General features: G+C 35.7%; 11 protein-coding genes. 10 read left to right on the top strand and 1 reads right to left on the bottom strand.

The genetic code is table 11. The features are described from left to right. The first annotated feature begins 13 nt into the window (after positions 1–13). The 10 genes from IPM14_11120 to IPM14_11075 all read left to right on the top strand — a co-directional run bounded on the left by IPM14_11120 (position 14) and on the right by IPM14_11075 (position 14,632). Positions 14–589, top strand: a complete 576-nt coding sequence (locus IPM14_11120; protein MBK9098642.1) for an ABC transporter permease — start codon at positions 14–16, stop codon at positions 587–589. Beyond that, a complete protein-coding gene (locus tag IPM14_11115) occupies positions 589–4,158 on the top strand; it encodes a protein kinase (GenBank protein ID MBK9098641.1) in 3,570 nt (1,189 codons plus the stop codon). The genes IPM14_11120 and IPM14_11115 overlap by 1 nt, the downstream gene beginning before the upstream one ends. A gap of 3 nt (positions 4,159–4,161) precedes the next feature. Continuing rightward, positions 4,162–5,541, top strand: coding sequence for a sigma-54-dependent Fis family transcriptional regulator (locus IPM14_11110; GenBank protein ID MBK9098640.1), 1,380 nt, complete (start codon positions 4,162–4,164; stop codon positions 5,539–5,541). A gap of 288 nt (positions 5,542–5,829) precedes the next feature. Further along, positions 5,830–6,255, top strand: coding sequence for a hypothetical protein (locus IPM14_11105; GenBank protein ID MBK9098639.1), 426 nt, complete (start codon positions 5,830–5,832; stop codon positions 6,253–6,255). 257 nt (positions 6,256–6,512) lie between these two features. Next, entirely contained in the window at positions 6,513–6,737 is a 225-nt protein-coding gene (locus tag IPM14_11100) for a hypothetical protein (GenBank protein ID MBK9098638.1), read from the top strand. Positions 6,738–7,103: 366 nt separating this feature from the next. Continuing rightward, a complete protein-coding gene (locus IPM14_11095; GenBank protein ID MBK9098637.1) occupies positions 7,104–10,553 on the top strand; it encodes a PD40 domain-containing protein in 3,450 nt (1,149 codons plus the stop codon). Positions 10,554–10,571: 18 nt separating this feature from the next. Beyond that, positions 10,572–11,876: a GAF domain-containing sensor histidine kinase gene (locus tag IPM14_11090; GenBank protein ID MBK9098636.1), complete on the top strand. Its 1,305-nt coding sequence runs from the start codon at positions 10,572–10,574 to the stop codon at positions 11,874–11,876. Between the two features lie 2 nt (positions 11,877–11,878). Beyond that, complete coding sequence (locus IPM14_11085) at positions 11,879–13,396, top strand: response regulator (protein MBK9098635.1); 1,518 nt, start codon at positions 11,879–11,881, stop codon at positions 13,394–13,396. 124 nt (positions 13,397–13,520) lie between these two features. Further along, positions 13,521–14,231 (top strand): DNA alkylation repair protein, encoded by a 711-nt coding sequence (locus IPM14_11080; protein MBK9098634.1) that lies wholly within the window; start codon positions 13,521–13,523, stop codon positions 14,229–14,231. A gap of 8 nt (positions 14,232–14,239) precedes the next feature. Continuing rightward, on the top strand, positions 14,240–14,632 hold the full coding sequence (locus IPM14_11075) for a RidA family protein (protein MBK9098633.1): 393 nt from the start codon (positions 14,240–14,242) through the stop codon (positions 14,630–14,632). 1 nt (position 14,633) lies between these two features. On the opposite strand, the gene IPM14_11070 is transcribed toward IPM14_11075, so the two are convergent. After that, on the bottom strand, positions 14,634–15,953 hold the full coding sequence (locus IPM14_11070; protein ID MBK9098632.1) for an alkaline phosphatase: 1,320 nt from the start codon (positions 15,951–15,953) through the stop codon (positions 14,634–14,636). Positions 15,954–15,990 lie beyond the last annotated feature (37 nt).

Below are 15,990 nucleotides of genomic sequence, written 5' to 3'. Positions count from 1 at the left end.
TGGTTTAGGAGCAGTGATATTATCATTTATTATTGGGATTATTCTGGGGTTCATTGCGGGTTACCGCGGTGGTTTTTTAGATACAGCGTTAAATCGCTTTGCTGAGGTCTTTTTATCATTTCCAATTATATATCTTATTGTTTTAATACTGGCTTTATTCGGCAGTTCGGTGTTTTCAGTAATTGTAGTGCTTGGAATTTCCGGCTGGATGAGCTTATTTAAAATTGTTAAAAGCGAAGTTCTTTCCATCAAGCAAAAAGATTTTTTCTATACTGCAGAACTGATCGGTTTACACAAGATTCACCTTCTCTTCAGAGAGATATTCCCCGCAGTTATTATTCCCATTATAGTTAACATGGTTTTTTTATTCAGCAATGTTATTCTTGCAGAAGCGGCTTTAAGTTATCTCGGGCTTGGAACCGGGAATGAATATCCTTCGTGGGGATCGATGATAAGTTCAGGTCAGGAATATATCACTAAAGCATGGTGGCTGATAACATTTCCAGGACTAGCTTTGATACTTACTTTGTTCACGTTTAATTCTTCAGGAAGAAAGCTTGGTAAAAAATTAAATCCAAGAATGAAATAATGATAAATACTCGGTATGAAATATTAAAAAAACTAGGAGAGGGAAGAAGCAAAGTTTTTCTCTGCCGTGATATAGAATTTCCTGAAAAAGAATATGCAATAAAAATTCTTCCGGCAGATGTTCATAAAAGAGAACTCGATACTTTTGTAAAAGAATACTTTACACTTCAAAGACTTGAGCATTCGAATATAATTGAGGCCTATGAGCTGGGCACAGTACTTCATTTCGATGGTGAAGAAGAAATTGAAATCGGTTCGACTTTTATGACTTTGGAGTATTTTGAAGGTGAAGTTCTTCAATCTTCTAATAGTATCCGCGACGATAAAATTTTAAGGGAAATTACAAGACAGATTTGTGCGGCACTTTATTATCTGCATCAATCGAAATATATCTATTACGATTTAAAGTCCGAAAATATTTTAATCTCATTCAGGAATGGACAGCCAGTAATTAAATTAATTGATCTGGGACTTGCTGAGTATTCACCATCTCCGTCAGATTATGAAATTAAAGGAACTGCTTATTACATTGCACCCGAGCTGTTAAAGAAAGAAAACCACAATCACTCCGTTGATTTTTATTCACTTGGAATTCTTCTCTACCAGGTTGTTTATAATCATTTTCCATTTAAAGCTAAAACAGAACTTGATATTTATAAGTCAGCCATTGAAAGTTCATTTGAATATCCCGCCTCGGATATTTTCTCAAAAGAAATAATAGATATTTTAAAAAGGCTTCTGGAAAAAGATACTGATAAAAGGTATTCTTCAGCTTTGGCGATAATTAAAGATCTTGGTTTTCAGATTGACCTTGCACTTACAAAGGAGTTTCTACCGGCGAAAGTATATTCCTCCCGCGAATCTACCCTGGAAGCTTTATTTCAATTTCTTGATAATACAGATAGCAGTGAAGTTTACACTATCAAGGGATTTGATGGTGTTGGTAAATCTTCGCTGCTTCATAAAATACTCGAGCAACGAAATGAAGCAGTGATTATTTCAGAAGTGCGGGGAAAAACATCTGAAGAATTAATAAGATTTATAATCCGGCAGATGATCTTCTCAAAAGCTGTGTATCCCAATCTCAATGCAGAGAATCAGCAAATGATTCTTAGATTTCTTTCTGATGGAAAGAAAAAAGAGATAGATGAATTGAAGCAAATCACAGCAGCTGTTGCTTCACAATGTACCATTATTCTTTTGATTGATGATTTTAATCTATATGATCAGTTAACAAGTAATTTCCTTCTCGAAGTAATTCCTTTGCTGCAAGTGAATAATTCCAAAGTCATTGTGAATGAATCTCAGGGGCATGAGTTATTATCATCAAGTTTAAATAATGTTAAAGAAGTTACTCTTGGTCCATTTACTAATAGCGAAATGTTTCAATTCCTGGAAGAAAGTTATTCAAAGGAAGTACCTATAGCAGAGCTAAAAGAATTGATCATAACAAACGCTGATTTGATCCCAGGAAATATCAAGGCTTTCATTAAAGATTTAATTCTGTTTGGGATAATGCATTTTTCCGCAAGCGGTGTCAGTTTTACTAAAGATGAAAACAAGATTTCCGCTCTAACCGAAGCGCATTTCAGCATTTATGATTTAAGGTTAGCCAACCTGTCTGAAAAGGAATTTTCAACTGTAAAAATCATTTCGGCATTGGAAATTTTTATCGATTTACAATTACTATCTTTATTAGTAGATATCTCAAAAGCAGAAGCAGAAGGTATTGCTTCGAGTCTTCAACTGAATAATATTGTCCAGAAGTTCAGTTCCGGCCAAACTTTGATTTTTACTTCTGAGGCGATAAAGAAATACATATATGCTTCTGTTGATAATAAAAAAGATTTTCACCTGCACATAGCTAAAAAGTTTTCCGCCAAAGTTCCTTCAATATACAGAGTTGAAGAAGCCAGACAGTATGAGCTTGCCGGCGATTATAATAAAAGCTGCAATCTCTCACTGGAAGAAATTAATGAAGCGGAAAAACGTTCTGCATTTTCATATATGAAAAAATTGCTGCTCCACTTGATTCAACTTCCACTGAAGAAGACAACACTCGATGCATTAAAGATAAAACTTAGCGAAGTTTATTTTAAGCTTGGTGATGTTCAATCATCGTTAAATACTATTAAGGAATTAAAAAGTACAATAGCAGAAAATAAGATTGATAAAAAAATATCATCAATTGAAGGAAGTGCACTCATTGCCTCGGGTGAATATGAAACTGGCAAAAAGGTTATCTCCGACCTTCTTGGGAAAATAAGTGATACGGCAGAAATACATGCATTAAAAGTAGAATTAGCTTACGCCGATTTTGAATTAAAATTATATGACAAAGCGCAACAGCAATGTGATCTTTTATTAAATGATAAATCACTTTCACCTGAACTAGCGGGTCGTTGTTATAATTTGAAGGGAATGATTGATATTTATCAGAGTAATAACCTTAATTCAGCATTAGAAAATTTTCAAACGGCACGAAGTAAATTTTTTGAAGCGGGTCAGTCTTCCCGGGTGGCTGGTGCCGAAGTAAATATAGGTAATGTATATTCTATGCAAAAAGAATATGACAAAGCGGAATTTCATTGGAAAAGTGCTTCTGAAATAAATCAATCTATTGGCAGTCTTGAGCAAGAAGGAATTTTGCTTCAAAGTATGGGCGTTTTTTATTACGACAGGATAAGATATGAATCAGCTATCCACGCATATAAGAAAGCAGATATAATTTTTCTTAATTTGGGGAAGGACTTGAGACGAGCTCAAATACTCTGGAATCTTGGAGAAGTTTATCTTTCATTGTGCGAATATCAAAAGGTAATTGAATCAATTGATGAAGCCCGAAAACTCTTTGAAAAATTAGAGAATAAAGAGGAAATGCTTGACCTCACCTTTTTATTGGGCAGAATGTATTATAAAATCGGTTTCAATGATAAACTGATAGAAACATATAACGAATTCATCTCATATTTTTCGTTATTAAATCAGCCGGATAATTATCAAATTTTAAAAGAATTTTTTGAGCAATGGATTGCATTCATTGGAACCGGTATAATTTTACCGGATAAAATGGAGTATCTGCGTCAAAAATTTTTGTCGCGGGAAGATATTAAGAATTATTTGGAATGTGTTTTTCTCACAACAAAATTTCACATACACCATAGGCAATTTAAAGAAGCGCTCATTGAACTTAAAAGAACCAAACTTATGGAATTATGCTCACAAAATTCTATATTGGAGGCTGAGAGGGAATATTTTTTAGGAATTATTTCGAAAAATTTTAGATCAGAAAAATTATTACCACCGATGGTGTATTTTGAAAAATCTTATGAACTAATTAAGAATGATAATATTATTGAATTAACCTGGCAAGTACTTTATGAAATTTCCGAGCTGTATATTGATCGCGGAAATCTTAATAAAGCCAAACAATTTATTACATATACAAGAGAATTAATATATTTTATTGGAGAACGTATACATTCACCCAGAGTACGTGCGGCATATTTAAGACAACAGGATAGATTGAACACATTGAAAAAATTAGAAAGTTTTTATCCGCAGAGTTAATTTATGTACGAAGGTCACTTTAACATAAAAGTCTTTTCGGATTCCGCTGATCTCATTTCTGTGACATCTGCATTAAAACAATTGGAGCTGAAGGGCTTCTCACTAAATATCAGCTTTCCAACAGAAATTGAAATTGAGAATAACGAGATAATAATTTTAAAACTAGAATCCTTAGACTCTTCAATCTATAAGGACATACAGCGGTTCAAAAAAGCGAAGACCAACAAGATAGTCGTTGTGATAAATAACTCAGATGCATTACTAGTTACATCATTATTAAAACAAGGTTTTTATGATATCTTTGTCTTTCCCTACGAAGTATTAAAATTCACATCATTTCTTGCGGAAGTTTTTTCGAACAAATCCTATATAACAGAGTCTGGTCACTTGGGAACTTTCGGTGTTAGCAGGCACGGAATTAAATCTATTCTGGGCAGCTCAGAAAAATTATTAAGAGCAGTTGAACTTGCAAGCAAAGTATCTGAAAAAAGTAACTCAAATGTTCTTATACTTGGTGAAACCGGTACAGGAAAAGGATTATTTGCCAGAGCAATTCACAATAGCGGACCTGCAAATCAATTTCCTTTTATTGATATCGTGTGTACAGCAATACCTGAAAATCTTCTTGAATCAGAATTGTTTGGTTATGAAGCGGGCGCTTTTACGGATGCAAGAACAAGAAAAGTTGGTTTGTTTGAACTTGCGGAAAGAGGAACACTTTTTCTTGATGAAATTGGGGATCTAAGCTTTAATATTCAGACTAAACTTTTAAGAGCTGTTGAGAAAAAAGTAATAAAACGATTAGGTGGTGTAGTAGATATACCGGTGAACGCGAGAATAATTTCAGCGACAAATCGGGATCTGGAATTCATGGTTGAAAAAAATTTATTTCGAAGAGACTTATTCCACAGGTTAAATGTAGTCTCGATTGAAATACCTCCGTTAAGGGAGCGCGGAGAGGATATTATTCATTTAGCAAATCATTTCATCGAAGAATTTAATCAGCAATTTGATAAGTCGGTCAAAAAATTAGATAAAGATTTACAGCATTTGTTGATGGGTTATTCCTGGCCCGGAAATGTTCGGGAATTAAGGAATGCTATTGAGAGAGCTGTACTTCTGTGTGATGATCGGAAATTACAGATTAAAGATTTTAGTAATCTGATAGATAATTTTAATTCAAAAGCATTAGAAGAATCCAAGCAAGAAGATATACCATACAATATTGTGAGGCTGGATGTAAATTATGGAATTACTTCACTAAGAAATGTGGATAAAGAATATGCTAAAAAAGTGCTCGCTAAAATGGGTGGAAATAAAACCCAAACCGCCAAGCTGCTAGGCATTTCCAGACCTAAGTTGGATATATTATTAAAGGTATAGAATTACGAAGTGAGTATACTCTTCGATAGGTTGGATCGCCGACATTTTTGAATTTTTGTTATTTGATTGACTGATGTTTTTCGTAATAATTTTTTACATAAAGTAGTATATCAGTGATTTTTCAGGTAATTATTACCTGATTTTCATGTTTGACTCACCTTAAAACAAAAAACATCAATTTTTCGCATGGCACAAGCATTGGCTTTGCAAATTGGGCTGCAAAGCGCAGTTTCAGGGTGAAGTGTATGTCAAACTACTAGTAGTGTGTCATATTTAACAAGTGGTACTATGCGAACTATATTATCCATAGCCCTTATTTGGGGACTATTCATATCCGGATTCGCTCAGGTTGCTGACAATGTCCAGGAGGCGACCAGATATCGTGTTAATCAGGATAATATGTCTACCGTTACCGGTAACCACTATATTCAATCATCAGAAATTACTCAGACCGAGTTAAAGTTCCTTGATAGAAGATCAAGCTCACAACTTGACGAACTCGGTGGAAAGTACGGCTGGGTAAGATCAGGTTCACAACTTGATGAACTCGGTGGAAAGTACGGCTGGGTAAGATCAGGTTCACAACTTGATGAACTCGGTGGAAAGTACGGCTGGGTAAGATCAGGTTCACAACTTGACGAACTCGGTGGAAAGTACGGCTGGGTAAGATCAGGTTCACAGCTTGACGAACTCGGTGGAAAGCAGGCTGGGTAAGATCAGCTTCACAACTTGACGAACTCGGTGCGAAATACGGCTGGGTAAGATCAGGTTCACAGCTTGATGAACTCGGTGCGAAATACGGCTGGGTAAGATCAGGTTCACAACTTGACGAACTCGGTGGAAAGTACGGCTGGGTAAGATCAGGTTCACAGCTTGACGAACTCGGTGGAAAGTACGGCTGGGTAAGATCAGGTTCACAGCTTGACGAACTCGGTGGAAAAATGGCTGGGTAAGATCAGGTTCACAACTTGATGAACTCGGTGAAGATGGGCTGGGTAAGATCAGGTTCACAGCTTGACGAACTCGGTGGAAAGTACGGCTGGGTAAGATCAGGTTCACAACTTGACGAACTCGGTGGAAAGTACGGCTGGGTAAGATCAGGTTCACAACTTGACGAACTCGGTGGAAAGTACGGCTGGGTAAGATCAGGTTCACAACTTGACGAACTCGGTGGCAAGTACGGCTGGGTAAGGTAGAATGAATTAGTTCTCCAAAGTATACTTTGTTAAGCCTTCAATCTTTATTGAAGGCTTTTTTATTATTTGCAGTAAGTTGTTATTTTTCAATAGCAATTTGCAATTCATCGTCAGTGTAAAATTTTTGTTAATTGAATAGTCATTTTTGCGCAGCACAAAAAGAATCACCTGCTTACTTGTAATATGTTAAGAATATCTCTCCTGTTTTTTTTAATAACAACCTTAATTATTCCGCAGGAATTATCCAGAATTAATTTAATTGAAAATGAAATTAGTAATGCTATCCCATCATACAATCATCAAGGAATAATATATGTCTCTTTAGAACATTTTGCTGAAGGGTTAAATCTATTAGAAGAGTTGTCTGTGTCAGACAATGTAATCGAAATTAACCTGGAAGATTTTCTTCTGAGGTTTACAAGTAAAAATCCCTATGTAGTTGTTGTATCGAAATCCAACGGTAAATCAACCATTCACCAGTATCCAACCTCTACACATTTTGTAGATAATTTAATATTTGTCCCGTTGAATGAAACAATAGACATTTTCAATAAATATTATTCAAAATCGCTTGCAATAATCAGTCCTGGTAAAGTAATGGTTCTTGATAAAGAACAGAATGAAGTTGTCGATATACACGATATATCACTTAATCATACAACTAAGGGAACATACCTATCAGTTAAAGGAAATCTTCAAGTTCATCCATTTGTTAAAGCGAGTGATTCCACAAGTCTTAACATTTTGATTAAAAATTCATCCACCTTTGGAAAAAACTTTGAGAATCTGGTGCCTGTCGGGCTAGTAAAAAATATCGGTGTGTTTAATTTAGATGGGAATGTTGAAATAAGAATAATGAAAAAAAAGTTGAATGTTGCGAACGAGTATTTTAATTCTGATAAAGGAAATGAATTGGTTGTGCATCTATTTGAAAGAGAAGAATCACAGTGGCTTGAAAAGGAAAGCGAACATTTTATTGTAATCTATCGCGATTATCATTCACATCTGGTCAATCATGTTTTAAAAAGTGCAGAAAAGGCCTTTAAACCACTATCAGAGTTATTCAACTACATTCCCAAGGATAAAATAATAATCAATACATATGATGTCAGTGACTATGGATTTGCAGCAACTAGTACCACTCCTCAGAATTTTATCAGACTAGAAATTGAACCAATGGAACCAGGGTACGAAGTTGTGCCTTACAATGAGCGAATCCAATGGCTGATAAGTCATGAGCTCGTTCACGTAATTGTCAACGATGCTGAAATTGGATTTGAAAAGTTTTGCAGATCGGTTTTTGGAAAAGTTCCGCCGGAAAAGACACAACCTCTTTCAGTTTTGTATGGACTTCTTACAAATTATAACAGATATTCACCAAGATGGCATCAGGAGTCAATTGCCGTATACTTCGAAACATGGTTAAGTGGTGGTTACGGCCGTGTACTTGGCAGCTTCGATGAAATGTATTTCAGAAGTATGGTTCTGGAAAAAAATCAAATGCCTTCTCAGTTGGATCTTGAGACTTTATTAAGCCATAATTCAATTCTGTTAGAAAACATCCATTACATTTATGGAGGAAGGTTTATAGCTTATTTATCTTTTGTATATGGAAATGATAAAGTGATTGATTGGTTCAGAACTAAGCCGGGAGATACTTATAGTGGCTTCGAAGGCAGATTTAATAAAATATTCAAGAAGGACTTTGATCAGGAATGGAAAGACTTTCTTAAATATGAATCAAAATTTCAAGAGGATAATATCAAAATACTCAAGCAAGCCGAACTGACAAATTTAAAAACTCTTAATCCCATAAATTTTGGCTGGGTTTCACGTCCTTGTTATGATAGTCCAACTGGATCGGTATATTTTGTGTATCACAGATCTCATGAACTAAATTCATTACAGTCTTTAAAACTATCGTCGGGAGTATCAACCAAACTTAGCTCCATTGCCACACCAAGTATGATACAGGTTTCATCAATTGCACTCGATGAAGTAAATGGTTTATTATTTTATACTACAAACAATAATCAGCTATTCAGGGATATTTGGGCTTATCATCTGGAAACAGGCGACGAGAAGTTACTTTTTGAAGATGCAAGAATCGGTGATCTTGCTGTATCACCGGTTACGCATGACTTATGGGGAATACAACATGAATCCGGGTTCGCTACTCTGGTTTATTCTAAATATCCGTACAAAGAGATAAAAAGATTAATCACGCTCGAACTCGGCGAAGAAATATTCAATCTTTCTATTGAAGACAGAGGTAAGAAGTTAGCAGCAACATTGAAGAAGCCATCAGGTCAGCAGTCAATAATAGTTTTTGATGCTTCGAGCATAATTTCAGATTCTTTACTCAATTATGATATTATTTCCAGCAGCGGTTCTCCCGAGAATCCATCTTGGAGCAGGGACGGAAAGAATTTGTACTGGAATGCTTATACAAATGGTGTATCAAACATTTATCGTTATGACTTTACCGACAATACAGTAAAGGCGATTTCGCATTGCATCACAGGATTATTTAAGCCGATAGAAATTTCTCCGGATTCAGTTTTTGCGTTTGAATATACAACTGATGGATTTGTTCCCGTAGTTTTTGAAAATAAACCTGCTAAGTACTTACCTGCGATCAATTATTTTGGACAAAAGGTAATAGAGGTTAATCCAGATTTGGAAAGCCTGAATTTAAGCTCTGACACAACAACGATTAATCCAATGGATTTTTCTGCTGAATCGAGTTTTAATGGATTAGAAAATTTACATATCCATTCAATTATTCCGGTAGTGAGCGGATTTCAGAACCAGGTTGTTTTTGGTTTGTTCACCAGAATTTCTGATCCTCTTTTAATTCATGATTTTTATATGGAAGCAGGTGTTTCGCCTCTCAATGAAACTCCAAGTGAACCTCTCTGGCATCTAAGATTCAAGTACGATTATAAACAACTTTTTTTCATAGATGTTCTTTACAACGGAGCTGATTTTTTTGATCTTTTTAATGAAAGAAAAAGGGGCACCTTCGGAACTCAATTCAAACTTGGGCATACTTACTTCTGGAAGTACGATAATCCGACAAAGATTAAGCAAGCTACTACTTTAACATTTTATCGTGATGTTAAATTTATAAACGATAACCTTATACCAGTCACGCAGCCAGATTTTGCGGTTCTTGCGACAAACCTGAACTACAAAAATCTCAGAAAAACAATCGGAAGTTCCGATTTTGAATATGGAAACGAATTTAACTGGACAATTGGTGTATACGGTACAAATTTTGACCAACCTGAAGTTGGATTTAATACTTACATTGAATTGAGTGATTTCTCTACGTGGTTGTGGAATCATAACGTTTTACACGTAAAAATTGCAGGTGGTTATAACAAGGAAAATGAAAATTTAGTCCAAAGTTTGTTCTATGTTGGCGGTTTTGGAAACAGACCTGTTGACAATGACGAAGTCAAGCAGTTCAGGAGAATTTTCAGGTTTCCGGGGCTTCCAATTTACAGCCTTGTCACCAGTAAGTTCGGCAAGTTAATGCTTGAAAATGCGTTTCCGCCGATAAGAACTTCAGGATGGTTATTGCTGGAGCAATTTGTAAATCATTTTGATTTCTCTGTGTATTCTCAAGGCCTGGTTACTGAATCAAACTTTGGGAATTATATGGTTGATCTGGGAGCCCAGATGGATATCAAACTAAAGCACTGGTATAATCTGGAATCGACATTTTCTGCAGGTGTAGCAAAAGCATGGTCCTGGGATGGTTATCATGATTGGGAGTGGTTTCTCTCAATTAAATTATTAAAAGATTAATAATCTCTTTTTATTTTGATGAAATTTTCAGACTTCAAAAAAAATATCGACGACAGGATTAAAACTGCAATTGATGAGGATGAATCTTCCGAGAGGTTAAGGAATCTTGAAGTAATTCTGAATATAGTTAATACTATAAACAGATCTCTTATACTTGAAGATGTACTTCAGCTGGTGCTCAAGAATGCAATCAAGCTTACTAATTCAGAGAGAGGATTTATTGTACTCCAAAGTATGAGCGGCGAACTTGAGTACAAGTTGGGATTGAACGATCATGATGAAAATCTTCCAAAGCAATTATTTGAAGTCAGTAATACAGTAGTAGAAGATGTTTTTCATAACGGACAGTCGGCTTTTATCGAAGGAGCTCAAAGTGATGCAAAGTACGATCCTTCAAGAAGTATTCTCAAACTTGACTTACAAACTATTCTTTGTTCTCCTCTGATTACTGACGGAAAAAAAATCGGTGTAATTTATGTCGACAGTAAACATCTTCACAAAATAAAAGTGAGAGAAATAACCGGGACGTTTGAAATTCTTGCCGGACAAGCGGCTACTGCAATAAGAAATGCTCAGCTATATGATGGACAGGTGAACGCATATAATGCTCTGCAGGAAGCGAATGCTCAACTTATTCAGGCTGAGAGAAGAGTTCTTAAAGCCGGGATTGATGCTGAAATCGGACAGGCATTGCAGGGTTTAGTTCACCTTGCACTTCTTGAAACAGAAAGCCTTCTAAGAACAATTGAAAAATCTCAAAATGAATTTGAAATCAACAGTAATCTTGATGATCTGCTTTTTGATAGGTTGAAATTAAAATCGAAGGTAGCTGCCGATAGTATCCGCAACATTCAGAAATACGCACAGGTCCTGCTCGAAACATCAGTAACAGATCTAAATAAAGAAAACAATGATTTAAACAGAACCATTCAATCAGTAATCAAATATCTCTCACCATTAAAAAAGTTCAATGCAGTTACATTCAAAACCGAACTAAATCCACTTCCGCTTTGCAATTTTGATCCTGAGCAAATCCAGCATCTTTTGGTACACCTGATCACTAATGCAGTCGATGTAAACAGAAATGCGACTATAATAATCCGTTCATTTGCAAAGGATAATCACAACTGTGTTGAAGTTCAGGACGATGGGCCCGGCTTTCCGGAAAAAATAAAATCAAATCCTTCAACAGTTTTTAATTTATCAAACGGAGGCTACGGTCTGTTCCTTTGTAAGAATATAATTGATAAGCATAGAGGAGAGATTAAAATACTTAACAGCGATAAAGGGGCACTCATTCATTTTTCACTTCCGGTTAATTAATCTTGCAGTCGAATAGCAGTAAATATTTTGAACTGTATTACGATGCTTTACCTTTTCCCGTAGAAGTATTCGATGAAAACGGTTTTGTTATCTATATTAACAAAGCATTCTCAAAGAGATGGGGCTATACGATCAACGAACTGGATGGATACTCATATGCAACTGACAAAGAACTCCATAAAAGAGAAATCGTCAAAAAAATCAGTAATGTCCGTAAGCAGCAAAAGCCCGCGCAGATTCAAAACTATGTCGATACAAGACTGCTCGGTTCCGACAAAGCGGTTCCTATTTTAAAGACAACAATTTTCCCTCTCAATCTTGATGACAAATCATATATCGTATTTTTCTATGAAGACCAGACAGATGTTCTGTTAGCTGAAGAAGAAGTGCGAAAGGCCAGAGATTCAAGTAAAGAAGCAGACAGGTTGAAGAGTACCTTTTTAAATGTTCTATCACACGAACTTAGAACACCGTTGAATATTATACTTGGGTATTCTACAATCATCAAGGAAAACCTGAAAGAAAAAATTAACAGCGAGGATAAAATTTATCTCGACAATCTTTATACAGGCAGTGAACGGTTATTTAAAAGTATAACCCAGATGCTTGAGTTTGCACAGATTGAAGCCGGCAATTATAAATTAAATCTCGAGACAGTGAACCTTATTCATATAATTAAAAATTGCTTGGAGCCATTTAAAATAAAAGCTGCTGAAAAGAAACTTGATTTTACTATAAAGATCTCTGATGATAATATTTATGTTGAGGTCGATCAGCAATCTGTTGAAGCTGTGATAAATAATCTTACTGACAATGCAATTAAATTCACGCGGCAGGGATATATAGAGGTTGAAGTACAGACATTTGCCGATAGAGAATTAGCCGTTTGTAAAATTAAAGATACAGGAGTGGGAATCTCTACAGAGTATCTTGACCACTTATATAGACCTTTTAGTCAGGAAGAGCTTGATATAGGCAGAAACTTTGAAGGTAATGGCCTTGGATTGGCAATTTCAAAAAGATATATTGAAAAAATGGGCGGCTCACTTATAGTCGACAGTATCAAGGGTGTAGGCAGCACTTTTACTTTTACATTACCACTTGCCAAAGTATCGAGAAAAGAAAAAAGCAAATTGCCTTCAGAGAGAAGTAATGGCGTATCCAAAATTTTGATGCTAGACGATAGTGGTGATTCTTATCCACTAATAAAAGCATTCCTAAAAGATAACTTCGAAGTGAAACTTTTATCCTCCCAGGATTTTAATTCGGGATTGATGAAAGAACAAATATTCAGTGCTATAATTTTTGATGTAGCGATTAATTACTGGAACAGGGGACTTGAGATTGTTCGCAATGTCAGAAAAGATAAAAGCACAAAAGTTCCAATCGTAATATTATCAAGTGAATTTCTGCAGGAAAAAATTCAGCAATTTCGAAAAGCCGGCGCAGATGAATTCCTGGTCAAACCATTTGCAAAAGGCGAGCTTGTCTCTCTTATAAAAAAGATCGCTGTCCACTGATATCCTTCCGAGTTCTCTACAGGATAATTAAATCCATCCTTTACAAAAGTTCTTCCATCTTTACTATTTTTTAATTGTTGTTTAATGAATTTTATATAAATATCACTAACTGCATAAAAGTAAAATGAGTAAACAGATAGCAGAATTAAGGAAGAAAATAAAATCACTCGCAAGTCCCGAAGTGTCAGAAACGATGCAATGGTTTTTTAAAACGGGAGAAGGAGAATATGGTGAGGGTGATATTTTTGCAGGTCTCAAAGTCCCAATTCAGCGGAAAATCGCACGTGAGTTTATAAATTTAGAATTATCCGAACTTAAAATTTTACTTGAATCAAAGATTCATGAAGAAAGACTCATTTCACTTTTCATACTCGTTGATAAATATGAGAAAAGTAGTGACATAGAAAAAGAAAAGATATTTTCATTCTATCTGAAAAACAGAAAGGGGATTAACAATTGGGATCTTGTTGATCTTTCGGCACCCAAAATAATGGGGAAACACCTGTTGAAAAAAGACAGGGGTTTATTATTTAAATTTGCGTTATCCAAAAATCTATGGGAAAAGCGAATTGCGGTCCTATCAACATATGAGTTCATCAGAAATAATGATTTTCAAACCACATTAGAGATTGCCAAATTGCTCGTAGATGATAAACACGATTTAATACACAAAGCAGTCGGTTGGATGCTGAGAGAAATTGGTAAAAGAGATTTGAAAACAGAAGAAAACTTTTTAAAGTTGTACTATAAAAAAATGCCGCGTACAATGCTCAGGTACGCTATAGAGAAGTTTCCGGAATCAAAAAGGAAAAAATATCTTTTGGGAAAAATCTAGAGGGTAAAATGGAAAAAAGAATAAGTATTACAAGCGGTACACCGTGGGAGGATAAAATCGGTTATTCCAGAGCGGTACGAATTGGGAAGCTGATTGAAGTATCAGGTACAGCAGCTATTGACCGCGAGAAAATTATTGCTCCGGGCGATCCTTATCAGCAGACAAAGTTTATCATTCAAAAAATTGAAAAAGCGTTGAACGATGCCGGCGCTTCATTGAATGATGTTGTAAGGACAAGAATTTATGTTACCAATATCAAAGATTGGGATTCTGTTGGCAGGGCACATGGTGAGTTTTTTAAAAACATAAAACCAGTTACAACAATGGTTGAAGTAAAATCCCTGATCGATCCTAATTTTGTTGTGGAAATCGAAGCGACAGCGTACTTAAGCGCTGAATAAATCAGTCAAGGATTTTACCGAACAGAGTGGTGTACATAATTCTGTAAATTTCTGTGTTATCTATTTTTCCTTTCATTAAATCAGAGTTTAGTCCTTCTGCTTTTGCTACGACCGAACCGTAAACATCATCATTAGTTGACCAGGCAACGGCAAACTGAAATTGATTTCCGTTTTTATCTTCAGCAGTTAAAAATGGTTTTGTGCCCGTCCCATTTACTCCATCGAGTGGTGCACCGTTATGAGCGTTTGCAGGTAGTGGCAGATCAAGCCTCATATCTTTCTCGAGGAAGCCATAAATTTCCATTCCGCCGGCTTCACTATCGGCTGCGGTAATAATTAATGTGTTGGGATTTTTTGAATAGAAATTTAATGCAACTCCAATTGCATCATCTGCGCGTTTAATAGCCTCGAAATATCCATTAGCATTATTTGCATTACCAAAGTTATCGGTTCCTTCTTCTTCAATAACAAGAAAGAAATTGCCTTCTTTAGATGATAAAAATTTTATTGCTGCATCCGTCATCTCGGCTAAAGTCGGAGCCTCAGGCTGATAATTTTCTAATCCCGCTTCAATGAGTTCTTCTTCTGATTTATCATTGAATGTGTGACTGCGTGCAAAAAGTCCCAGTATTTTTTTTGTATCATTTGAAATAGAAAATAACTCTTCTCTTGTGTAAATCACTTCGTAACCGAGCTGTTTGGCTAATTCAATAACATTAACTCCGTCTTTTCTTTTGCCGGGTCCGAATTTTCCTTCAACTCCCAATGGTAATAAATTTTCTTCACCACCGGAAAAAATAAGATCAGCACCGGATTCAATTATTTTTTTTGAAATTACATCCTCGTGCGCTCTTGAATCATCACTTGCAACAAAAACACCCGTACCGGGTTCAACAATCTTTCCGCTGTTAATAATACCGATATTAATCCCTTTACTCTTTGCTTCCATCATTATACTTAAGTTGCTGCCCGATCTTGAAGTCAACGGTTTATTTCCATCCATTCCATAAGAGAGTAATTCTACTTTGACTCCATAGGCGTGTGTTGTCGCTCCAGCTTCAGAGGAGGAAGTGAGAGTAGTTCTTGTATGACCCTGATACAAACCGATATGCGAAAGTTTATCCCAGTTTGTTTCTCCATCAGGCCCATAGAACAGAACCCGCATAGCATTCCAGTTTGCCAAACCTGTACCATCGGGATGAATGAATATCACATTACCCGTTTCAATATTTTTTTGGGATTGGCTGGAAAAAGTAATTGTTAGTAAGATGCTTAAAGCTGCGAGAGTAAAGATTAATAATTTTATTAAAGTCTTTTTCATAAAAATTCCTCATCATTCAAATTTTACTTAGGTAAAT

The sequence above is a fragment of the bacterium genome, from assembly GCA_016716565.1.
Classification (GTDB): Bacteria; Bacteroidota; Ignavibacteria; order Ignavibacteriales; family Ignavibacteriaceae; genus IGN2.
Note: the sequence above shows the minus strand (reverse complement) of the source record. Positions and strands in the feature narration are given on the sequence as shown.